17 protein-coding genes are annotated in these 21,684 nt (G+C 61.5%); 8 read left to right on the top strand and 9 right to left on the bottom strand.

The genetic code is table 11. The features are described from left to right. Positions 1 to 2 precede the first annotated feature (2 nt). From DMO26_RS24390 to DMO26_RS24380, 3 genes are all read left to right on the top strand, one after another. Positions 3 to 1,550, top strand: coding sequence for an indolepyruvate oxidoreductase subunit beta family protein (locus tag DMO26_RS24390; RefSeq protein ID WP_117194768.1), 1,548 nt, complete (start codon positions 3 to 5; stop codon positions 1,548 to 1,550). 89 nt (positions 1,551 to 1,639) lie between these two features. Then, a complete protein-coding gene (gene mprF / locus DMO26_RS24385) occupies positions 1,640 to 4,222 on the top strand; it encodes a bifunctional lysylphosphatidylglycerol flippase/synthetase MprF (protein WP_117194767.1) in 2,583 nt (860 codons plus the stop codon). After that, the gene (locus tag DMO26_RS24380) at positions 4,219 to 5,580 is read left to right on the top strand and encodes a virulence factor family protein (RefSeq protein ID WP_117194766.1); all 1,362 of its coding nucleotides are present in this window, start codon (positions 4,219 to 4,221) and stop codon (positions 5,578 to 5,580) included. Before mprF ends, DMO26_RS24380 begins: the two co-directional genes overlap by 4 nt. Positions 5,581 to 5,582: 2 nt before the next feature. Here the strand turns inward: DMO26_RS24380 and DMO26_RS24375 are convergent, their stop codons facing one another. The 3 genes from DMO26_RS24375 to DMO26_RS24365 all read right to left on the bottom strand — a co-directional run bounded on the left by DMO26_RS24375 (position 5,583) and on the right by DMO26_RS24365 (position 8,656). Then, positions 5,583 to 6,092, bottom strand: coding sequence for a MarR family winged helix-turn-helix transcriptional regulator (locus DMO26_RS24375; RefSeq protein WP_117194839.1), 510 nt, complete (start codon positions 6,090 to 6,092; stop codon positions 5,583 to 5,585). Positions 6,093 to 6,121: 29 nt separating this feature from the next. After that, positions 6,122 to 7,711, bottom strand: coding sequence for a phytoene desaturase family protein (locus DMO26_RS24370; RefSeq protein WP_117194765.1), 1,590 nt, complete (start codon positions 7,709 to 7,711; stop codon positions 6,122 to 6,124). Positions 7,712 to 7,870: 159 nt separating this feature from the next. Next, positions 7,871 to 8,656, bottom strand: coding sequence for a cyclase family protein (locus tag DMO26_RS24365; RefSeq protein ID WP_117194764.1), 786 nt, complete (start codon positions 8,654 to 8,656; stop codon positions 7,871 to 7,873). A 317-nt stretch (positions 8,657 to 8,973) separates the two neighbouring features. Here DMO26_RS24365 and DMO26_RS24360 point away from each other — a divergent pair, with 317 nt between their 5' ends. Further along, entirely contained in the window at positions 8,974 to 10,551 is a 1,578-nt protein-coding gene (locus DMO26_RS24360; protein WP_117194763.1) for a phytoene desaturase family protein, read from the top strand. Positions 10,552 to 10,622: 71 nt separating this feature from the next. Then, on the top strand, positions 10,623 to 11,138 hold the full coding sequence (locus DMO26_RS24355; RefSeq protein WP_117194762.1) for a MarR family winged helix-turn-helix transcriptional regulator: 516 nt from the start codon (positions 10,623 to 10,625) through the stop codon (positions 11,136 to 11,138). A gap of 9 nt (positions 11,139 to 11,147) precedes the next feature. Here the strand turns inward: DMO26_RS24355 and DMO26_RS24350 are convergent, their stop codons facing one another. Then, positions 11,148 to 11,822 (bottom strand): amino acid ABC transporter permease, encoded by a 675-nt coding sequence (locus DMO26_RS24350; protein WP_117194761.1) that lies wholly within the window; start codon positions 11,820 to 11,822, stop codon positions 11,148 to 11,150. Between the two features lie 76 nt (positions 11,823 to 11,898). After that, complete coding sequence (locus tag DMO26_RS24345) at positions 11,899 to 12,696, bottom strand: ABC transporter substrate-binding protein (protein ID WP_117194838.1); 798 nt, start codon at positions 12,694 to 12,696, stop codon at positions 11,899 to 11,901. Positions 12,697 to 13,073: 377 nt separating this feature from the next. Here DMO26_RS24345 and DMO26_RS24340 point away from each other — a divergent pair, with 377 nt between their 5' ends. After that, positions 13,074 to 13,778 (top strand): hypothetical protein, encoded by a 705-nt coding sequence (locus DMO26_RS24340; protein WP_117194760.1) that lies wholly within the window; start codon positions 13,074 to 13,076, stop codon positions 13,776 to 13,778. Between the two features lie 22 nt (positions 13,779 to 13,800). Here DMO26_RS24340 and DMO26_RS24335 read toward each other — a convergent pair whose 3' ends face one another. The 4 genes from DMO26_RS24335 to DMO26_RS24320 all read right to left on the bottom strand — a co-directional run bounded on the left by DMO26_RS24335 (position 13,801) and on the right by DMO26_RS24320 (position 19,171). Continuing rightward, positions 13,801 to 15,663, bottom strand: coding sequence for a dipeptide ABC transporter ATP-binding protein (locus tag DMO26_RS24335; RefSeq protein ID WP_117194759.1), 1,863 nt, complete (start codon positions 15,661 to 15,663; stop codon positions 13,801 to 13,803). Position 15,664: 1 nt separating this feature from the next. Continuing rightward, positions 15,665 to 16,540, bottom strand: a complete 876-nt coding sequence (locus DMO26_RS24330; RefSeq protein WP_117194758.1) for an ABC transporter permease — start codon at positions 16,538 to 16,540, stop codon at positions 15,665 to 15,667. A 1-nt stretch (position 16,541) separates the two neighbouring features. Further along, positions 16,542 to 17,558, bottom strand: a complete 1,017-nt coding sequence (locus tag DMO26_RS24325) for an ABC transporter permease (RefSeq protein WP_117194837.1) — start codon at positions 17,556 to 17,558, stop codon at positions 16,542 to 16,544. A 77-nt stretch (positions 17,559 to 17,635) separates the two neighbouring features. Beyond that, positions 17,636 to 19,171 (bottom strand): ABC transporter substrate-binding protein, encoded by a 1,536-nt coding sequence (locus DMO26_RS24320; RefSeq protein WP_117194757.1) that lies wholly within the window; start codon positions 19,169 to 19,171, stop codon positions 17,636 to 17,638. Between the two features lie 399 nt (positions 19,172 to 19,570). Between DMO26_RS24320 and DMO26_RS24315 the strand changes: the two genes are divergently transcribed. Next, entirely contained in the window at positions 19,571 to 19,999 is a 429-nt protein-coding gene (locus tag DMO26_RS24315; RefSeq protein ID WP_117194836.1) for a hypothetical protein, read from the top strand. 10 nt (positions 20,000 to 20,009) lie between these two features. Continuing rightward, complete coding sequence (locus DMO26_RS24310) at positions 20,010 to 21,623, top strand: AMP-binding protein (protein ID WP_117194756.1); 1,614 nt, start codon at positions 20,010 to 20,012, stop codon at positions 21,621 to 21,623. The last annotated feature ends 61 nt before the right edge of the window (positions 21,624 to 21,684 follow it).

The raw sequence follows: 21,684 nt of genomic DNA, 5'->3' as shown, positions 1-21,684 counted from the left end.
CGATGAACGAGACCGTGAACCTGAAGACGCTCCACGTTTCCGACAAGCCGCTGACGCTGGCGATCATGGCCATGGGCGGCCAGGGCGGCGGCGTGCTGGCGGACTGGATCGTCGGCCTTGCCGAAGAACAGGGCTGGATGGCGCAGTCGACCTCGGTGCCGGGCGTTGCCCAGCGCACCGGCGCGACGATCTATTATATCGAGATGCTGCCGGCCCGTGACGGCGTATCGCCGATCTTTTCGCTCATGCCGACGCCGGGCGACGTGGATGTCGTGCTGGCCGCCGAGTTGATGGAGGCCGGCCGCTCCGTTCTACGCGGCCTCGTGACACCGGACAAGACCACGCTGATCGCCTCGACGCACCGCTCCTTTGCGGTTGGCGAGAAGGAAAAACCGGGCGACGGGATCGGCGATCCGACCGTCGTGGTCGGCGCGACGGATTTCGCCGCCAAGCGCACGATCGCCTTCGACATGGATACGCTGGCGCTGAAGAACGGCAGCGTGATTTCGGCGTCGATGTTCGGCGCGCTTGCCGCGGCGGACGTGCTGCCTTTCTCCAAGGAGGCCTTCGAGGCGACGATCCGCGGCGGTGGCAAGGGGGTCGAGCCCAGCTTGCGTGCCTTCAACGCCGCCTATGAGCGCACCAAGGCCAAACCGCGGGACGAAGTGACCGCCTCGCCGCCGAAGCGTTTCGACGTCATGCCGGAAACCGCGGGCCATCTGGAACTCGATCGCCTCGTCCATCGTCTGCGTGCCGAATTTCCCGAGGTCGCCTGGCCGCTTCTGTTCGCCGGGGTCAAGAAGCTCACGGATTTCCAGGATCCAGCCTATGCCGCCGAGTATCTCGACCGGGTCGGCAAGCTCCACGCGCTCGACCGCGCCAATGGCGGGGAAGACCGAGACTTCGCCTTCTCCGTCCAGTCGGCGAAATACGTCGCCGTCGCCATGGCCTATGACGATGTGATCCGTGTCGCAGACCTGAAAACCCGCGGCTCGCGTTTCGATCGCGTCCGCAAAGAAGTCGGTGTCAAGCAGGACCAGATCCTCTACATGACCGAATACATGCATCCGCGCATGGAGGAGGTCTGCGGCACCATGCCGAGGAAACTCGGTCTGTGGATCGAAAACCGGCCGAAGGTTTTCGCCTGGCTCGACCGCCGCATCAACAAGGGCCGCCGGGTGCAGACCGGCACGCTCTTCTGGTTCCTGACGCTCTACACGTTGGCAGCGTTGCGGCGCGCCCGCCGCGGCACGCTGCGGCACGCGCGGGAAATCGAGCATCGCGAAGCCTGGCTCAACACGGCGACATCGCTTCTGTCACGGAACTACGATCTCGCGGTCGAAGTGATCAGCAACCGCCGCCTCGTGAAGGGTTATTCCGATACCCACGCGCGTGGTCTTTCGAAGTTCGACCGGGTCATGTCGGCGCTGCCGGCGCTTTCGGGCCGCGAAGATGGTGCCGCGTGGATGAAGCGGCTGCGGCAGGCGGCATTGCTGGACGAAAACGGCATCGCATTGGACGGCGCTCTCAAGACCGTGGCCACGCTTTGACGACAAGACACATTATAGCCGTGATCCGGTTGCTTTTGCTGTGCAACTGACCAAAATCTACGCACTGCTCCTCAAATCCGGCAACCGTCATGGAATCCACGGATCGTCAGCCTGGCCGCTTTCGAGACCTTCTTGAAACTTACCGTCCTTTCCTGATCGCATTGGCGATGGTGGCGGTTTTCGCTTTCACGACGTTCGCGATCTACAAGCTTACCAATGAGGTGAGCTACGACGATGTGATCGATGCGCTTGCCGATACCCGCTGGTCGTCGATCGGGCTCGCCATTTTCTTTACAGCGCTCAGCTTTGCAGCACTGGTCGGCTATGATGTGAATGCACTCACCTATATCGGTCGGCCGCTGCCCTTCGTGCCGGTCGCCGTGACGGCTTTCAGTGCATATGCCGTTGGCAATACTGCGGGCTTCGGCGCACTCAGCGGCGGGGCCATCCGTTTCCGCGCCTATTCGCGGCTGGGCCTGTCGCCGGACGACATCGGCCGCGTCATCGCTTTCGTGACGCTTGCATTCGGCATCGGGCTTCTGGCGGTGACCGCACTTGCTTCCCTCGTCACCGCGCCGCGGATCGGTGAGGTTCTCGGCATCGATGGCGGCTGGGTGCGGGCCGGCGCGGTCGCGATCATTGTCGTCCTGACCGTGCTGGTGATCCTCGGCCGCGATGGCCGCGTGGTGTCGGTCGGCAGCCTCAAGCTTCGCCTGCCGGATACGCGCACGTCGTCGCAGCAGTTCCTGGTCACGGCGCTGGATGTCGCTGCCTCCGCTTCCGTCCTCTACGTACTTCTGCCGCAGACCGGGATCGGCTGGCCTTCCTTCGTGGCAATCTATGCGACCGCCATCGGGCTCGGCGTCCTGAGCCATGTTCCAGCCGGGCTCGGGGTCTTCGAGACGGTGATCGTCGCAGCCCTCGGCAATACGGTCAATCTCGATCAGGTGCTCGGCAGCCTCGTTCTCTACCGCGTCATCTACCATGTCCTGCCGCTGTTGATCGCGACGCTGGTGGTGATCGGCGTCGAGCTCAGGCAGCTGGCAAAACACCCGGTCGCCTCGACGCTGCGCAAGCTGGAATTCCGCCTGGCGCCGCCGTTGCTCGCCACTTTCGCGATGATCGCCGGCGCCATGCTGGTATTCTCAAGCGTCACGCCCACGCCGGACACCCAGCTCGACTTCCTGAGCAATTATCTGCCGCTGCCGGTATTCGAAAGCGCGCATTTCTTCTCCAGCATTCTCGGTCTCATCCTGTTCGTCGCGGCGCGCGGCATAGGCCAGCGGCTGGATGGCGCCTGGTGGATCGGCATGATCTGTACCGCGCTGGCACTCGTTTTCGCATTCATGCGGGCGATCGCGCTTTTCCAGGCGCTTTTCCTGGTCGTCCTGTTGACCGGGCTTTTCCTCAGCGCCGGACAGTTCAAGCGGCGGGCGTCACTGTTCGGGCAGGTGCTGACGCCGAGCTGGATGGCCGCCATGCTGATCATCGTGGCGGCGGCGATCACCGTGCTTCTCTTCGCCTATCGCGAAGTGGACTACAGCCGCGAGCTCTGGTGGCAGTTTGAATTTTCCGAAGAAGCGCCGCGCGGATTGCGCGCCGTGCTCGGTCTTGCCATTGCCGCCGCGCTGATCGCGATCTTCAGCCTGCTCCGGCCCGCGGTGCGTCGCACGCCGCCTTCGACTGCGGACGACCTCGGCCGTGCGATCGAGGTTGTGATGAAACAGGACAATGCCGACGCCAATCTCGTGCGCATGGGCGACAAACGGCTGATGTTCTCCGAAAGCGGCCGGGCGTTCATCATGTATGGCATCCAGGGGCGTTCATGGATCGCACTCTTCGATCCCATCGGTCCTCAGGAAGAAGTTGCGGACCTCGTCTGGCGTTTCGTCGAACAGGCCAGCGCGCAAGGGGGGCGCGCGGTATTCTACCAGATCTCCCCAGGCCTGCTTTCCCATTGCGCCGACGCCGGCCTGAGGGCCTTCAAGCTCGGCGAACTCGCCATCGTCGACCTTCACCGTTTCGATCTCAAGGGAGGCCGGCTTTCCGGGCTCCGCCAGGCCGTCAACAAAGGCCTTCGCGAGGGGCTGGACTTTGCCGTGATGGAGAAGCAGGAGGTGATGGCCTCGATCGAGGAGTTGCGGCAGGTGTCCGACGCCTGGCTTGCCGAACACAACACCCGCGAGAAGACGTTTTCCCTCGGTGCCTTCCGGGACGACTATGTCAGCGCGCAATCCGTGGCGGTGTTGCGAAGGGAGGGGCGGATCGTCGCCTTTGCGACGCTCTCGGTGACCGATACGAAAGACCAGGGAACCGTGGACCTGATGCGCTTTTCTCCGGAAGCGCCGAAAGGGTCGATGGATTTCCTGTTCGTGAAAATTATGGAATATCTTCGCGATGCGGGTTATGCACATTTCAATCTCGGAATGGCGCCGCTATCCGGCATGTCCACCCGCGAGGTGGCGCTTGCCTGGGACCGGATCGGCAGCGTGGTGTTCGAGCATGGCGAACGGTTCTACAATTTCAAAGGGTTGAAGGCTTTCAAGTCGAAATTCCATCCCGTCTGGGAGCCGCGTTATCTTGCCGTGGCCGGCGGCGTCAGCCCGGCCATCGTGATGATGGACGCAACGCTTCTGATCGGCGGCGGCTTGAGAGGAGTGGTCGGTAAATGATGTCTCTGCGTTCTTTTCTTGTCGCGTTTGCTCTTGGATGCTTTGCCGCTCCGGCTTCGGCCCAACAGCCCGACTACCAGACCGGTATGATCCCGTCGCCGCACATCATGCTTCCAAAAAAGGGCAATGATCTTGAAGGCCTCGTTTTCCTCATTTCCGATGCGGGTGGTTGGGATGCCGAGGAAGAGACCCGGGCGCAGGCGCTCGTGAATGCGGGCGCCGCCGTTATCGGCATCGATTTCCCCGCCTACATAAAGTCGCTGTCCGCCGATACGGGTGACTGTGTTTACATGGTTTCCGATATCGAGGACCTGTCACAGCAGGTGCAGCGGCGCATCGGCAATCCGCAATATCGCCATCCCGTCGTCGCTGGCATCGGCGAAGGCGGCGCCCTGGCGCTCGCAATGGTTGCCCAAAGCCCCAATGCGACGATCGGCGAGGTCATCGCGGTCGATCCGCTGGCAGGTATTCCGCTCTCCAAAGAGCTTTGCACGCCCGCTCCTAAACAGAGGGTCGGCGATCGCACGGTCTACGGTTTCGACGACGGCGCCGTTCCGGCGACGGTGACGATCATTTTCACCGCTTCGGCCAATGCGGCCGGCAAGGCACATGCGCAGAAGCTGAAGCAGGATCATCCCGAGGTGGAACTTGCCAACTCGGGTGCTGCGCCGGATGTCGCGCTGAACCAGGAACTGCTGGCAAGCATCGCCGCGGTTGCGCGCGCCAGCGAGCCGCTCGACCTGCCGCTGAACGTGCTTGAAGCCAAGCCGGCGATGAACACGATGGCAGTCATCTATTCCGGCGACGGAGGGTGGCGCGATCTCGACAGCGAGGTCGGCGGTTACCTGCAGTCGCAGGGCGTTCCGACGATCGGACTCGATTCCCTGCGCTATTTCTGGTCCGAGCGGACGCCGCAGGGAACGGCGGACGATCTCGCGAAGATCATCGAGCACTACCGCCGACAGTGGGGCGTTCAGAACGTGCTGCTGATCGGTTATTCCTTCGGCGCGGACGTTCTTCCGGCCACCTACAATCTCCTGCCCACCGCGGATCGAGCGCGCGTCAAGCAGATCACTTTGCTCGGCCTTTCGAACACGGTGGACTACGAGATTTCCGTCACCGGCTGGCTGGGTGTGGCAACGGCGGGCAAAGGCGGCGATCCACTCGACGATGTCGCGAAGATCGATCCGAAGATCATCCAATGCGTCTACGGCACGGACGAGGATGATGATCCGTGCCCGACGCTGAAGGACAAGGGCGTGGAGGTCGTGCCGATCGACGGCGGGCATCATTTCGACGAGAACTACCAGGCGCTCGGCAAGCGCATCCGCGACAGCCTGCAGGCGCGGCTGAAATAACTTCAGATTTCGTGCTTGCGGATGTTGAGGAGAATCTTATGCAGCGTGCCCGTAAAGGCGCGGTATTCTTCCTCGTCGATGCCGTCGAACATCTGCAGCAGCGAATCATACATGGTCGGCCAGAAGCGGGCGAAGGCATCCCGCCCTTCTTCGGTGATCGTCACGTCACGGATGCGCATGTCTTCCGTCCGCGGCGTGCGGCGGATGTAACCCTGCTCCTCCAGCGAATCGAGCGTCCGGCTCATCGTCGACTGTTCGATGACGGCGAACACCGAAAGCTCGTTGATGGTGAGCGAGGCGGAAACGCTGAGTACGGCGAGCGTGCGCATCTTGGCGGTCGAAAGCTCGTATTCGCGCAGTTCCTCCGCCATGTTGGAATTCCAGCGGGCGATGATGCGGTTCATCAGGTAGGGCGCGAAATGGTTGAGTCCGATTTCGCCCATGGTCGGGCGGTTTTCCTGATTTCCCTCCTGGGAGCGGCGGAGCACGACGCCTGAAAACCGTTCTGCCATGAAATCCATGTCTCCTGGGCCGCTCCGCCTCAGCGGAGCGATGATGCGAGAAGAAAACCGGAGCCGCCGGCAAGCCCGGGTCCCGGATGGGTCGAGGCGCCGATATGATAGAGGCCCGGCACGTGGGTGCGGTGGTTAACAGACGACTTGAACGGTCGCCAGAGGAAAAACTGGTCGAGCCCGCAGAAGCCGCCATAGGGATCGCCGCCGACGAGGTTCATGTTCATCGTCTCGAGATCGGCCGGCGAATAGGTGCGGCGAGAGAGTTTGATCTCCGAAAAGTTCTCGATATGGCGGATGAGCAGCGCCTCGATACGGTCGGCATAACGTTCGCGGAGTTCCTCGGTCCAGCGGCCGTCGGCAGGCGTGTGCAATTCATCGGCCGCATCGCCCTTGATGAAACGGGGCGTTTCCGGAAGCTGCAGCCACAGGACCGACTTGCCCTCCGGCGCGCGGGAAGGATCGAAGCTCGCCGGCTGGCCGATGCAGACCGTCGGCTCGGCAGGGAGGAGGCCGCGTTCGCATTCGTTGGTGGCGCGCGAGACTCCGTCGAGGCCCGGTGTCAGGTGGAGGAGAGCGACCTTAGCGAGATCAAGATCTCCTTTCCAGCGGGGCGGGGCAGAGAGCGCATAGTGAATCTGCATGTTGCCCTTGCCGTAGCGGTAGCGGGCAACGCCTTCGCTGATGTCGGCGGGCGCCGGTTGCGGCCAGTCCCTCAGCAGACGATCATAAAGCTGGTGGGGTGTCACGGAGCAGACGACGCCGGCGTCCGCTTTGATCGTCTCGCCGCCTGTAAGGCGAACGCCCACGGCCCTGCTGCCAGGACCGGCCAGGATGCCCTCGACCTCGGCGCCGGTGCGGACAGCGCCACCCTGATCGGCGATCAGCCGTTCGAAAGCCTTGACGAGATTGATAGCGCCGCCTTTGACGATCGGGCAGCCGGCCAGTTCGACGGCGAAGCCGATGACCTTGACCATTTCGGCGGAATAGGCGCTTTCCGGGGCCAGTCCGCAATGCAGCACCCAGGGTGCCCAAAGCGCCTGCACGGCTTCGGACTTGTAGGCGGTTTCGAGATAACCGCGCGCCGGCGTCAATGCATCGCCGAACCAGGCGGCGAGCTGGCGGAGGCCCTTGCTCCAGCCCTGTTTTGCGACCGACTTGAGCGTGCCGCCCGACCAGAGCGCGCCGCCGAGCAACGAGAACAGGAAGGCGGCGTCGGCGCCGAGCAGGTTCATTTCCCGGTCGAAGGTCTTGCCGTCACCCGCAGCCAGCGCTTCAAAGGTGGTGATGTTCCTCCGGCGATCTTTGGAGAAGATGACGGAAGAACCATCCGGGCGAAGCACACCGGTCGGCAGGTCCGCATGGCAGAATTCCAGGCCGCGGGCTTCCAGGTCCTTACCGAGCGCACCATAGGCGGGCGAGGTGAGGAACAGCACCATGGTGGTCGCCATCACATCGTGGACGAAGCCGGGCTCGGTGATCTCCTCGGTACGTAGGCAACCGCCGATGCGGTCGTTGCGCTCCAAGACGAGAACTCGTCTGCCCTTCTTGCCAAGCATGGTGGCGGCGACCAGTGCGTTGATGCCGCTGCCGACGATGATGTAGTCGAAATCCGCCATCGGTACTCCGGAAATGCGTCAAAGCGACTCAGGTTTTTCTTCCCCCCAAGCTGGGAGACGTGGCGAGCGGGTGCCAGGCGATGAGGGGGAGCGATGGTAAATCTGCGGCCCCTCATCCGGTGCCCGGCCATCTCCTCCCACGAGGAGAAGGGCGGGTCGTTAGCCGGCAATCAAAGCCAGCGCGCGGACCGGCGAGCCGGTGCCTTTGACGAGCTTCAGGGGGGCGGCGATCAGCACGGCACCCTTCGGCGGCAACTGGTCCAGGTTCGAGAGCGAGGCAAGGCCGTATTTGTTGTTTTTGTGCATGAGGTTGTGGGCCGGGAAGGGCGGGTTCATGCCGCCGGCAGAGCCGGCATCGGTGCCAACAGTTTCCTGACCCCAGCCGATGATGCCCTTGGAGAGCAGGTATTCGATCGCTTCGGCGGTCGGGCCGGGCGAGTGGGGACCGTTTTCGTCGGCATTCAGGAAGGTGTCGGTCGAACCGTTGCGCTTGTACCAGTCGGAGCGCATCAGCACCCAGCTGCCGGCTTCGATCTCGCCGTGCTGGGTTTCCCATTCCTTGATGCTTTCGACGGTCAGCAGATAGTCCGGATCGGCGGCAGCTTCCCTGGAACGGTCGATGACATTGACCGGTGCGACGAAATTCTGCGGCGGAATGGTGTCGGTCGTATTGTTCGGATTGTCTTTGCCGGTGATCCAGTGACAGGGCGCGTCGAAATGGGTGCCGGTGTGCTCGCCGAGTTCCAGCCAGTTCCAGGCCCAGAACGGGCCGTCCTGGTCGTAGGCCGAAATCGTATGCACGGCGACCTTGGGAGTGTTCTTGCCGAACTGCGGCGGCAGGTAGAGGACAGGGGTATCCGGTCCGAGCGGCGCCGTCAGGTCGACGACCTTGACCGAGCCGGAGAGAAGGGCGGAAGCGAGGGTGGAAAGAGCTGCGGAAGACATGGTGCCGGGTTCCCCTTGAATGACCGGTTTCGTGAGCCGGGCGACAGCCGGTTTCCTCTCCTGGCGCCGCTAACCGATGCCGAAAGCGTATGTCAGAAAATATGAGGATGCAAGCAATCCGAAGGCGGCGCCCGCGGACAAATTTCCATGGCCAGAAGCGAGGAAACTTGCGAGATTTCTTCGGAAGCAAAGCGATAACCGCCTGAAACTGAGCGGAGGCGTCAGCATGACCGCAGGTCACCCGCGGATGGCGCTCTTGATGCCGCTTCCAGAAAATGTATGCATATGGATAAATAATCGGAACAGAGGGAACGAGGATGACGGCCTATGATGCGGTGGTGATCGGAGCCGGCCATAACGGACTTGCGGCGGCTATCCATCTCGCGGCGCAAGGCTGGTCGGTCGCCGTGGTCGAGGGTTGCAGCGAGCCCGGCGGCGCGGTGAAGACCCGCGAACTCACCCTTCCGGGTTTCCGGCACGATTTCGCTGCCATGAACCTTTCGATGTTTGCCGGTTCGCCCTTCTTCGCGACCTATAAAGACGAATTGATTGCACATGGCCTCGGCCTGGTGCCGGTACGACGATGTTTCGCCAGCGTTTTCCGCGACGGGACCTGTCTCGGCGTTTCCACCGATCTCGAAGAAACGGCCGGCGCGATCGGAGCGCTTTCGTCAGAGGATGCGGAGGCGTGGAGAAAACTGTTTGGCGAATTCGGTACCGATGCACCGCATATCTTCGGGCTGCTCGGCTCGCCCATGCCGTCCTTGGCTGCCGCCAAGGTGGTCTGGAAGGCATGGCGGGAGAAAGGTAGCGGCTGGCTCTACGACACGGCCCGCATGCTGCTCGCCTCGCCGCGGGATTTCCTCGATGCGCGATTTCGCCACGACAAGATCAAGGCGATGATGAGCGCGTGGGGATTGCATCTCGACTTCGCGCCGGATGTCGCGGGCGGGGCGCTGTTTCCCTATCTCGAAAGCATGGCGAACCAGGCATTCGGCATGGTGATCGGCCGAGGCGGCGCGGGTACGATCATCAAGGCGATGACCGCCCTCCTGAAGACAAAGGGCGGCGAGATTCTGCTCGGCACGCCGGTTGAACGGATCGAGGTGTCGAAAGGCGTTGCAACGGGCGTGACGCTCGCGGACGGGCGGACGATCACGGCCCGCAAGGCGGTCATTTCCAATGTGCATCCCAAGCTGCTGTTCGGCAGGCTGATGAGCGCCGATCCGGCTCGAGAGGCCTTCGACCGCAAGATCGAAAAATTCCGCGCAGGTCCCGGTACGATGATGATCCATCTTGCCATGGACGGATTGCCGGACTGGAAGGCGGGCGCGGTGCTGAATAGCTTTGCATATGTGCATGTCGCGCCCGATCTGGCGATGATGTCGCGGGTCTATGCCGAAGCCATGGCCGGTCTTCTGCCGGCCGAACCGGTTTTGGTCGTGGGTCAGCCAACTGCCCTCGATCCGTCGCGCGCGCCGGACGGCAGGCATGTCCTCTGGGTGCAGGTACGCGTTCTGCCCGCCGAAATTCAAGGCGACGCTTCCGGGACCATTGTCGGTACACACTGGGATGAGGTGAAGAACGCCTACGCCGACCGTGTGCTGGATATTCTCGAAATCTATGCGCCAGGCGCCAAGGCAAAAATCCTTGGCAGAGCGGTGTTCTCGCCCATCGATCTCGAACGGGAGAACCCGAACCTGATCGGCGGCGACAATCTTTCCGGCAGCCACCATCTCGACCAAAACTTCCTCTTCCGCCCGATTGCAGGCTACTCGCGTTACAGGACGCCCGTGAAATCGCTCTATCTCTGCGGGGCGTCGACATGGCCCGGGGCGGGAACCGGCGCCGGTTCCGGCTTCATGCTGGCGAAGATGTTGGCCGGCAAGCGTTGAGTGCGTCAACCTTGGACATTTCAAATATCCGCTTCTAGACCTGATTTCGGTTCAGAGAGGCTGCATTCGGAATGGCAGAAACGGAAGCGATCAACGTCGATCTGGAGATCATCGTGCAGGGCGCGCAAGGGCGTTCGAAGCCCGAGTTGCGTCTCTGGCTCAGGATGTTGTCGACGACGAAGCTGATAACCGCCGAAATCCGCCGCCGGCTGCGCAATGAATTCGGTGCGACGCTGCCGCAGTTCGACCTCATGGCGCAACTCTATCGCGAGAAGGAGGGGTTGCGGCTCGGAGAGCTTTCCAAACGCACCATGGTGACCAACGGCAATGTCACCGGCCTGGTGGAACGGCTGGAGGCGGACGGCTACGTCCAGCGCGTGACGCCGGATGGCGACCGGCGCGTCACCGTCGCGAAATTGACCGAAGCCGGTACGACCTTATTTGCCGCCATGGCAGCCGCGCATGAAAGCTGGCTGCAGGACATGATGGCGGATGTCGATCCACCGATGATTCCGGCGCTCTGGTCGGAGATCGGTGCGGTGAAAAGTTCGGTCAGCAGTCACCTTTCCGAAGTGGCCTTCGAGTAATCCTTCCGGTCAGCGTGTTTTTTCCTTGCCGAACTTCCTTTCGAGAAGGCTGACCAGCCGCACCATCGGCCAAAGGAAGGCGATATAGATCAGCGCCGCGCCGATCAGCGGGGTCGGGTTTGCATGCAGGGCCTGCGCGTCGGTCGCTTCTTTCAACAATTCCGGCAGAGCAACGGTAGAGGCGAGCGAGGTATCCTTGAACATCGACACGCAGTTGTTGGTCATCGGCGGGATGACGATACGGATCGCCTGCGGCAGCACGACTTTTCGCAGCGTGACGAGGAAGGGCAGCCCGAGGGCGGCTGCCGCTTCGAACTGGCCTTTCGGGACGCTTTCGATACCCGATCGGAAAACTTCGGCCATATAGGCGGCCATGACGATCGTGAAGGCGAGGCCCGCGGAGGTCCAGGACGAGAACCGGATGCCGACGAAGGGCAGTGCGTAATAGATCATGATCAGCACGACCAGCATAGGTGCCGCACGGAAGATGTCGATATAAAGCACCATGAGGGTGCGGACGGGCTTCGGTCCATAGAGGCGCAGGAGGCCGATCACCAGACCGCAGGGAATGCCGAAGCCGATCCCCGCGACGCCGAGCAGAAAGGTATTGATCAGGCCGCGCAGCAGCGCCGGGAAGGCGTCTCCGAGAACCTCGATATTGAAGAATGTGTCGAGGAGGGTCATGTCATCCGGCCTCTGTGCTCATGAAAATGCCGGCCGTCGCCGGCCGGCATGGGGATGTCGGATGTCGACAGCCGGCTCAGGGTTTCGGCATCGGCTGTTCAACGGCGGATGCAGAACCAGCGGCCGGGTCGCTGCCGAACCACTTCTTGTGGATCGCTGCCAGAGTGCCGTCCTTCTTCATCGCAGTAATGGCGTCGTTCGCCTTGGCGAGCAGCGGGTGATCCTTGGTCATCATCAGGCCATACTGTTCACCGGTCTTGATGCGCACCTTGACGGCAAGGTCCTTCATCTTGAGGAAAGCGTATTCCATGCCCGGAACGTCGCTGACGGCGGCGTCGGCGCGGCCGGCGGAGAGATCCATCAGAAGATCCTGCTGGGCGTTGTAGCTCTTGATCTCGCTGACGCCGTATTTTGCCTGGTTTTCCTTCGCCCATTTATCGCCGGTGGAGCCTGCCAGCACACCGACGATCTTGCCCTTCAGATCTTCCACCTTGGCAATGGTCGCTTCCTTGCGGGTGGCGATGCCCATGTCGGAATCATAATAAGGCTGGGTGAAGGACTGGCTGCCGAGGCGCTCCTTGGTGATGGTGATCGAGGAGATCGCCACGTCGATACGCTTCGAGGAGGTGGCGGCAAAGAGCGCCTGGAAGCCGAGGTCGGAAATTTCCACCGTCATGCCGAGGCGCTTGGCCACTTCATTGACGATGTCGACCTCGAAACCCTCGAACGTGCCGCTGGAGGTCTTGTATTCAAAGGGCGGGTTGCTCGGATAGGAGCCGACGACGAGAGCTGCTGCCGATGCGAGGCCGGCGCTTGCGGCGGACAGGATTGCGGCGCCCGCGAGGCCCACGAAGGCGCGGCGGAAAAGGAGCATGGACATGAATTTCTGTTCCCTCTGTTTGGTGAACCGGAGGCATCTTCCACCGGATCGGATATGTTTTTTATTGTTCGCCGATGAAAAGGAATAACCTGAAACGGGCTCTCTCCCAAGAGCGATGGTGCGGCGCTTCTAATCCTGGTCAACGCGCGATTGACAGGGATCGTGATGCAAAATCCGGTGACTTTCAAGCGAAAAGATTGAAGCTTAAATCATGTCCTTCCGGGAGTATGCGGGGACGTCCCAAACCCAAGAATGATTTAAGTCTAAACTTGTTTTTTGCTGCGGGCGGTCCGATAGTGGCGTCATTGAATGGGGAACGGAGGCGACCGTGAACGCATTGCGGTCTCCAAGGGAACAGGAAGAATCACGCCATGCGTTTTGCCTATTTCGCCTTTTTCGAAAATGCCGAGGGCAGTCAGCTTGCGGTCAGTGAAGCCGATGTCGAAACCGTTGCAGAAATAGTCAGGCTGACCCCCGGCCTAACCTCCGCCAATCTCTATACGCCTGAAATCACCAGGGACATGTACAACAAGGACGAACAGTCCCCGGTTTTCGGCATGCAGCTGCATTTCAACGAGCTCTCCGAATTGGAAGACGCGATGGCGCCGGCCGGCCATCTGCAGCAGCTTGCTGCCTCCGGCGTGCTCTCCAGCATCCGAGGCGCCAAGGCGACGCAGCAGGCGATGTATGCGCGGCATTTCCCCGTCGACGACGCGGCCCTCGATATCGAAAAGAATGGCAACCCCTGCTCTTATGTGGTGCACTACCAGGGGCCGGCGCGGGATCTGAATGTCTGGATGCATCACTACGTCACCCACCATCCGCAGGTCATGCGCACCTTTCCCGGTATACGAAAGATCGAGGTTCTTTCACGCATCGACTGGTGCGGCTTCCTGCCGTGGGAGCGGGTCAATCACATGCAGCGCAACCGGGTGATGTTCGACAGTCCGGCGGCGCTTCAGGCGGCGCTGCAGTCGCCTGCGCGCATCGCCATGCGCGAGGACTTCAAAACCTTCCCGCCCTTCGAAGGCGGCAATTCGCATTTTCCGATGGAAACGCGCATCATCGTTCCCTGATCTCCGATCATGGCAACGGTCGTCATTCCACCTGATATCCGGCCTCCGCCAGAACGGGCGACCAGTCCATGTTGACGTCATCCGGCGGCACGGCGGCAAGCAGGCTACGGGTGTATGCGTGCTGCGGGTCGGCGAAGACCGCTTCCGTCTTTCCGCTCTCGACGACTTTCCCGCGATACATGACCATGACCCGATCGCAGAGATAACGGACGACCGAGAGGTCGTGGCTGATGAACAGCATCGAAAAACCGTGCTCGTCGCGCAGCTTCAACAGCAGGTCGAGAAGCTGGGCTTGAACCGAGACGTCAAGGCCGGAGACGATCTCATCGGCAACCAGGATCTTCGGCAGGGTGCAGAGCGCGCGGGCAATATTGACGCGCTGCTTCTGACCGCCGGAAAGCTGCGATGGAAAGCGCATCGCCGCATCGGGCGGCAGGCCGATTTCTTTCAGCAGTTCGGCGGCGCGGTCCATGCGCTCCTGAGTGCTGCTGTGAAGGCCGCTTGCCTCATTTGCCTGAGTGACGATGCTGCCGATCCGCCGGCGCGGATTGAGCGCCGATTGCGGGTCCTGAAAAACCATTTGGATATAGTCGCGGCGGTAGGCCCTTTCCGAATTGCCGTTGGCGGTCACGTCGCGGCCGGCAAGGGTGATCTGGCCTTCCGTCGGCGTGTCGAGGCCGACGACGAGGCGCGCCAGCGAACTCTTGCCGCTGCCGCTCTCGCCGACGATGCCGACAAACTCGCCTTCGCCGAGCGTGAAATCGACGCTGTTGACCGCCTTGAAACTCGTACGCAGAGCAAAAGGGCTCCAGGCCGTGGTATAGGATTTGGTAAGTTTCTCGCCGCAGAGATGGATCTTGGCCGAAGAAGACTCGCGACCGGGGGCGAGCCGGGGCGGTACGATCTCCGGCGTTTTCTCCGTGCGAATGCAGGCTGCTATGTGGTTCGCGCCGATTTCCGCGAGCGGCGGTTCGGCTTGTGTGCAGGCTTCGATTGCATTCGGACAGCGGGAGGCAAAACGGCAACCCTTCAGCTCCTTCAGCACGCGCAGGCCCGGCATGCGTTCCGGCAGGATGAAGAGGCCGCGGCGCGGTCCGGTGATCGTCGGGTTGGCAAGCTGCAGACAGCGCGTGTAGGGGTGTGCCGGCGCGGAAAAGAGCTGCTTGGCAGGACCGCGTTCGGCCGGCCGGCCGGCATAAAGCACCATGATTTCGTCGCTGATCTGCGATGCAAGGCGGAGATCGTGGGTGATGAAGATCACCGCCGTGCCGTCGCGCTTTTGCATCTCGGCAATCAGCTTGACGATGCGTGCCTGGATCGTCACGTCGAGCGCCGTGGTCGGTTCATCGGCAATCAGCAGCCGCGGACGGCTGGCGAAAGCCATGGCGATCAGGATGCGCTGGCACATGCCGCCGGAAAGCTGGTGCGGATATTTGTCGAGCAGCGCGGCACCATGCGGCAGGTGGACGGCCTCGAATTCCTTCAATGCCCGTTGGCGCCAGTTTTCGCCGGAAGCAAGTCCGATGCGGGCCAGATGTTCCTTCATCTGCTGGCCGACGCTGAGCACGGGGTTCAAGCCGGAGAGCGGTTCCTGCGGAATGAAGGCAATCTCGCGGCCTAGCAAGTTGCGGCGTCGCTCGGGCACCATGCCAACCAGGTCTTCGCCGTCGAATTTCAACATGCCCCTGGTGACCGTAAAACCTTTTGGCAGATATTGCGAAATGGTGCGGCCGATCATGGACTTGCCGGCGCCGGATTCACCCACGAGGCCGAGGATCTTGCCCGGTTCGAGCGAAAAGTTGAGGTCCGTCAGGACCGGAAAGCTTTCCGCGCCGCCGACAGATTCGACGCAGAGGCCCTGTGCGGAGAGAATAGGGTTCGCCATGTCAGGTGCGCTCCGTCTGCGTCAGGCGTGTGTCGAGCGTGCGGCGCAGTCCGTCGCCCAGAATGTTGAAGCCAAAGACCGCGAAGAAAATCGCTCCGATCGGTGCGATCAGGTTGAAGGGCGCCTCATAGATATTCTGGCGCGCGTCGGCGATCATCTGGCCCCAGGCGGCGGTTTCCGAGCTGACGCTCATGCCGACGAAGGACAGGATTGCTTCGACGATCACGGCGACGCCCATTTCGAGGCTCATGAGGGTGATCAGCAGCGGCAAAGTACCTGGCAGGATTTCGCGGGTGACGGTGCGCCAGTGCGAGAAGCCGACGAGTTGAGCGGCCGAAACGTAGTCGCGTCGCCGCAGCACGATCACCTCGCTTCTGAGGACGCGGCAGAAGCGCGTCCAATCGACGAGGATAATCGCCAGCACGACATTGCGCAGGCCGGTACCGAGGCCGACCATGAGGATGAGCGAGAGGATGACCGGCGGGAAGGAAAGCCAGATCTCGACCACGCGGCCGATCAGCCAGTCGATCCAGCCGCCGAAATAGCCGGCGACGTGAGCGAAGAAGGCGCCGATGAGCATCGCGCCGACCGAGGCTGTGAAAGCGACGGTCAAAGCAACGCGGGCGCCGAAGATGAGACGGGAGAGCACGCAGCGTCCGAGACTGTCGGTGCCGAGAGGGAACATCGGGTCGCCGCCGTCTGCCCAGGCGGGTGGGGTCAGGATGGCGAGAAGGTTCTGCTCGTTCGGATCGTTCGGCGCAAGATAGGGCGCGAAGATCGCGCAGATGCCGAGGATGAAGATGATGACAAGGCCTGTCTGGACGCGGCCGGATCTCAGCCAGAGCGGAAGCGGTCGTTTTCCTTCGAAGCTCGCCATGTCAACGCGCCCTCAGTTTCGGGTTGAGGATCAGGTACAGGCTGTCGACCGCGATGCTGATCACCAGCACGGCGATACAATAGGTCAGCCCCGCACCCTGGATGATCGGGAGGTCCGCATTGCGGATCGCGTCGACCATGAGGTTGCCCATGCCCGGATAAGAATAGATGATCTCGACCAGGAGCGTGCCGCCGAACAGGAAACCGAACTGCACACCCATGAGGCTCAATGTCGGCAGGATGGCGTTCTTCAGCCCATGGCGAACCAGGATGCGTTTTTCGGACAGGCCGCGCAGTCGCGCCTGCTGGATGTAATCGTCCTGATATACGTCGAGCAGGCTGGAGCGCAGCACCCGCATTAGCGACGGCGACAGCGCGATGCCGAGCGCCAGGCAGGGCAGGATCATGTGCTCCAGCGCGTTGAAAAACGTCGAGATGTTGCCGGTAATCAGGCTGTCCAGCAGCAGGAAGCCGGTGACCACGGGACGCTCGAAACCGGGGCTCAGGCGCCCGGTGAAGGGCAGCACCTCGAAGAAGACGCCGAAGATCAGCAGCAGGAAAAGGCTCCAGAGGAATTCCGGCAACGACAGCAGCAGGATGGAAACGAAATCCATGACCGCTTCGGCGCGCGTACCGCGCACGTAGAAGAGGAAGAGGCCACCGGCGAGGCCGAAGACGGTGGCGACCATCATGGCGATGACGGCGAGTTCGACCGTGGCAGGCAAGGTCGTACCGATCAGCGATGTCACGTCCTGGCGAAAATGGATGGAACGGCCGATATCGCCCTGCAGCAGCTTGCCGAGCCAGATGCCGTATTGTTCATAGATCGGCCGGTCGAGACCCATTTCCTTGCGCATGGCCTCGACTTCCTGGACCGTCGCATTCGGCGGCAGCGACATCGCCGCCGGATCGACCGGCAGGACGCGCAGGATGCAGAAGAGAAGCGCGGAAACAACGAGCAGGATCGGTATCGCGGTCAGCACGCGCTTTACCAACAGCTTGGCAATGGTCGCAAACATGCGCATGCCCCGTATTGAAATGTCAGGGAAAGGGGCCCGGCAGGCCGGACCCTGGAACGATTTGGGTCAGAGTGGCATCAGGACCACGACATGGTATTGGCCAGAACCCAGGCGTTGCCATATTTGACGTAGCTGAGGCTCTTCTTGCGGACCAGCGTCTGGACGCTCTGCAGGATCGGAATGTTGGCGCCGGTTTCGACCGCTTCCTTGGCGACGTCCTTGTAACCCGCGATGCGCTTTTCGTAGACCGGTTCGACGAAGAGCTTGAGGATCTTGTCGCCGATCTCCATGCCTTTCCAGGCTCCGAACGGCATTTTCGGGTTCATGAGATAGCCGGAGAAGATTTCCGGGTCGCCGGTGGCGTTGTCGAAGCTGTAGAGGGTGGCTTCCGGCAGCTGGCCGCCGCGGTTCAGTTCGAAATACTTGGAATATTCGATCTGCTGCAGTTCGACCTTCAACCCGACCTTCTGCCACATCTGCACGAGTGCGCGGGCGATGTCGAAATCGCTCGGAAACTGGCCGTTGGTCGAGGCGAGCGTGAATGTGGCTGGCTTTTCGGCCGTATAGCCGGCATCCTTGAGCAGCTTCTTGGAAAGTTCCGGATCGTAGGCGAACTTGTAGTCCGGCAGGTAGCCTGGCGTGCCGGGCGTGGCCGGGATGGAAAGCGGCACGGCCGCACCACCGTAAAAAGCCTTGGAAAGAGCCGCCTTGTCGATCGCGTGATGGGCGGCGAGGCGCACTGCCATGTCGGCAAAGCCCTTGTCATTGCGCATTTGCAGGAGGATCAGGCGGGTGAACGGGTTGATCTCCGCGGTCAGGCCGTCGGTCTTGCCGAGGCGCTCGGCTTCGCGGACCGGGATGTTGACCGTCAGATCGACCTGGCCCGACTGAATGGCGGCGGTGCGGGCCGACGGATCCTTGATGATGTCGATGGTGACGCGCTTGATCTTCGGCTTAGGTCCGAAATAGGTGTCGTTGCGCTCCAGCACGATGCGGGAGTTCATCTGGTAGTCGACCAGCTTGTATGGGCCGGTTCCGACCGGCTTCTTGGCGAATTCCTCCGGGCCGACGGATTCGATATATTTCTTCGGAACGAGATAGCTGCCAAGGAATGCGAGCCATTGAGGAGCGGTCGGGGTCGCCGCGGAAAACTTCATGACGCCAGAGGTCGGCGAGGTGATCTCGATGTCGGTCAGGGTCCGCCAGGAATTGGCGATGTCGAGCTTGAGGCCGGACTTCACGCGGTCGACGAAGGTGTATTTGAAGTCCTCCATCGTCATCGGATCGCCGTTGTGGAACTTCACGTCGCTGCGGATCTCGAAAGGCATCGAGAGGCCGTCCGGCTTCAATTCCCATTTGGTGATGAGATTGCCGATCAGCTTCAGGTCCGGCGCCTGATCCAGAGGCTGGTCGAAGACCAGCTTGAAGATCGGCTGCGCATCCGGGACGAAACGCAGGTTCGGATCCCAGGACGGCACGTCCGACGGCCAGCCGATGGTGACGCTGTCCGTATCTGCGGCAAAAGCGAAGGTGGCCTGCGAAAGCGCGGAGCCGCTGACCGCGGCAAGGCCGAGCATCTGCAGGAGATTTCTGCGGTCGATTTCAAAAGTCATGACGATCCCTCTGGTTCTGCCCGTCGATTGCGGCCGACGGGCTTGCGGCGGTTGGTGAAACGCAAGCCTGCAATCCTGCCAGGAGCTTCGATTTTGTTTTGAACCGCTTTTGCGGTCGTCCCCTTGACAATTGAGGGGATCGTAGAACGAGGTATAGATTACTTCAAGCCTAAAATTATTGAGAGCGGGAAATTGAGATTCTCGGAACTGCTCCTGCGAAAAAGCCGTAAATATGGGGATTTTTTGCTCTTCAGGTTGAAAGCTCGATATTCATCCGTCGGAAAACGAGTATTCGCGCGGAGGCGTCTCGCAAAAAGACGTTGACGTTCTTTCCCATTATTTTACACTTAAAATGCCTTTTGAAAATTGCGACCCAAAAGGACTGAAGGAGGGATGCTCATGATCGATCCGCATTGCCATTCAAGCAGCATCATGGTGGAGCGCCCTGCGGAGGCCGCCTTCGAACTGATGTCCGACGGGTTGAAGCAAGGCCAGTGGGCCTGGGGCAGCCTCAATCGTACTGAGGTGGAGCCCGGCCTGTTCTGCGGCACGTCCACCTTCACCGGGAAGCAGACGTTCGTGCGCCTCAATGTGGATCGCGCTCGCCTTCAGGTGGACTACGAGGTTGGCGGGTCGAAGGAGACCATGCAATTCCGCAACATGTCTCGGGTCATTCCCGGCGCGCTTCTTCGTATGGGGCGGGATAAGTGCGTGGTGACGCTGCTGACCTGGCGGCTGGAGAGCCAGACGGATGCGGAATGGGTCCAGTTCGGCACGATTCACGAGGCCGAGATGTTTTTGATCAAAGGCCTGCTGGAGCGAGCTTGAGGACAAGACGATGCATTCTCCCTATCTGCTCTTCGAACATCAGGCGTTGAAAAGGCCGGAAGCGCCGATGCTGATCGCGCCGAAGAGCGCGAAGCTTGCTTATGCACCGGAGGGGTTTCGCTACAGTTATGGCGAGGTTTTCGCGCGCGTGGGTCTGTTGAAACAGAAGTTTGCGGAGGCCGGATACGGTGTCGGCGCACGGGTGGCATTGCTGCTCGAAAACCGGCCGCAATTCTTCGACCATTGGCTGGCGCTGAACGCGATCGGCGTGTCGATCGTGCCGATCAACCCGGACCTGCGTCGCGACGAACTGCTCTTCCAGCTCGATATGTCCGAGGCGCCGCTGATGGTGGTGATCCCGGAGCGGTTGGACGAGCTTCGCGACATCAGGCCGGACATGGTGAAGGTGATCGCGGTCGGCGACGAGATTCCGGCATGCCCGGAAGCCCGTGAAGCGTGCGCTGGCGGGCCGGACGCCGAATGCGCGCTGCTGTTTACCTCGGGCAGCACCGGTAAACCGAAAGGCTGCATCCTTTCGAACCTCTACTTCGTTACCGTTGCCGAGTGGTACACGACCCAGGGCGGCATCGCGGAGATGGACGAAGGCAAGGAGGTGGCGCTGACGCCGCTGCCGATGTTCCACATGAATGCGCTCGGCTGCACCGCCGTCGGCATGATCATGGCAGGCGGGGCGATCGTGCCGCTCGACCGATTCCATTCGAGTTCCTGGTGGGCTTCGGTCGCCGATTCCGGTGCGACGATCGTCCATTGCCTGGGCGTCATTCCGGCGATCCTGCTGCAGCTTCCCGTCATCGAGGCGGAGCGGGCGCACCGGGTGAGGTTCGCGTTGGGGCCGGGCGTCGATGCGCGGCACAAAATCGAGTTCGAGGAACGTTACCGCATCCCGATCGTCGAAGCCTGGGCGATGACCGAAACCGGCGGCCGGGCCGTCACCACTACCGCGGCGGACGAATATACGCCGGGCCTGCGCTGCATCGGCCGTCCGCGTGCCGGCATGGATTTTCGCATCGTGGACGACGCCGGCAATGATGCAGAATTGGGAAAACCCGGCGAGCTTCTTGTGCGTGCAAAAGGGCCGAATCCGCGCGCCGGTTTCTTCAGCGGTTACCTGAAGGACGAAAAGGCGACAGAGGAGGCCTGGGAAAGCGGTTGGTTCCATACCGGCGATGTCGTTTATGCGGATGAAAAAGGACTTCTCTATTTCTTCGACCGCAAGAAGAGCATCGTCCGCCGCAGCGGCGAGAATATCGCGGTGCTGGAGGTCGAGGCGGCGCTTGCCAAGAACCCGCGCGTGAAAGCATCCGCGGTGACGCCGGTGGCGGACGACCTGCGCGGCGAGGAAGTGTTCGCCTTCATCGTCGAGAGCGAGGCGGCGAAAGCGGGCGAACCGGTCGAGAAGGCGAGGCAGATCATCGAGGCGGCAGGCGCCCATATCGCCTATCACAAACTTCCCGGTTACGTGGCTTTTATCGACAGGCTGCCGGTGAGCTCCACCCAAAAGCTGCAGCGCGGCGAAATCAAGGCCATGGCGGCGAAAGCCGTCGAGGATGGTTCGGCAGTAGACCTGCGGGAGCTCAAGGTTTCGATCCGCAAGGCCGGCTGACGCGTCCGTCGCGTCAGTTTGTTTCATGATATACGATAAATAAAAGCTAAATTCCTTGTAT

The sequence above is a fragment of the Rhizobium terrae genome (genome assembly GCF_003425685.1).
GTDB classification, from domain to species: domain Bacteria; phylum Pseudomonadota; class Alphaproteobacteria; order Rhizobiales; family Rhizobiaceae; genus Neorhizobium; species Neorhizobium terrae.
Note: the sequence above shows the minus strand (reverse complement) of the source record. Positions and strands in the feature narration are given on the sequence as shown.

Excerpts from the sequence above, each read along its gene's own strand:
- DMO26_RS24380 (WP_117194766.1), top strand. The coding sequence starts at position 4,219 with ATGATGTCTCTGCGTTCTTTTCTTGTCGCGTTTGCTCTTGGATGCTTT.
- DMO26_RS24375 (WP_117194839.1), bottom strand. The coding sequence starts at position 6,092 with ATGGCAGAACGGTTTTCAGGCGTCGTGCTCCGCCGCTCCCAGGAGGGA.
- DMO26_RS24315 (WP_117194836.1), top strand. The coding sequence starts at position 19,571 with ATGATCGATCCGCATTGCCATTCAAGCAGCATCATGGTGGAGCGCCCT.
- DMO26_RS24330 (WP_117194758.1), bottom strand. The coding sequence starts at position 16,540 with ATGGCGAGCTTCGAAGGAAAACGACCGCTTCCGCTCTGGCTGAGATCC.
- DMO26_RS24340 (WP_117194760.1), top strand. The coding sequence starts at position 13,074 with ATGCGTTTTGCCTATTTCGCCTTTTTCGAAAATGCCGAGGGCAGTCAG.
- DMO26_RS24350 (WP_117194761.1), bottom strand. The coding sequence starts at position 11,822 with ATGACCCTCCTCGACACATTCTTCAATATCGAGGTTCTCGGAGACGCC.
- DMO26_RS24320 (WP_117194757.1), bottom strand. The coding sequence starts at position 19,171 with ATGACTTTTGAAATCGACCGCAGAAATCTCCTGCAGATGCTCGGCCTT.
- DMO26_RS24370 (WP_117194765.1), bottom strand. The coding sequence starts at position 7,711 with ATGGCGGATTTCGACTACATCATCGTCGGCAGCGGCATCAACGCACTG.
- DMO26_RS24335 (WP_117194759.1), bottom strand. The coding sequence starts at position 15,663 with ATGGCGAACCCTATTCTCTCCGCACAGGGCCTCTGCGTCGAATCTGTC.
- DMO26_RS24325 (WP_117194837.1), bottom strand. The coding sequence starts at position 17,558 with ATGTTTGCGACCATTGCCAAGCTGTTGGTAAAGCGCGTGCTGACCGCG.
- DMO26_RS24365 (WP_117194764.1), bottom strand. The coding sequence starts at position 8,656 with ATGTCTTCCGCAGCTCTTTCCACCCTCGCTTCCGCCCTTCTCTCCGGC.
- DMO26_RS24345 (WP_117194838.1), bottom strand. The coding sequence starts at position 12,696 with ATGCTCCTTTTCCGCCGCGCCTTCGTGGGCCTCGCGGGCGCCGCAATC.
- DMO26_RS24360 (WP_117194763.1), top strand. The coding sequence starts at position 8,974 with ATGACGGCCTATGATGCGGTGGTGATCGGAGCCGGCCATAACGGACTT.
- DMO26_RS24310 (WP_117194756.1), top strand. The coding sequence starts at position 20,010 with ATGCATTCTCCCTATCTGCTCTTCGAACATCAGGCGTTGAAAAGGCCG.
- DMO26_RS24390 (WP_117194768.1), top strand. The coding sequence starts at position 3 with ATGAACGAGACCGTGAACCTGAAGACGCTCCACGTTTCCGACAAGCCG.
- mprF (WP_117194767.1), top strand. The coding sequence starts at position 1,640 with ATGGAATCCACGGATCGTCAGCCTGGCCGCTTTCGAGACCTTCTTGAA.
- DMO26_RS24355 (WP_117194762.1), top strand. The coding sequence starts at position 10,623 with ATGGCAGAAACGGAAGCGATCAACGTCGATCTGGAGATCATCGTGCAG.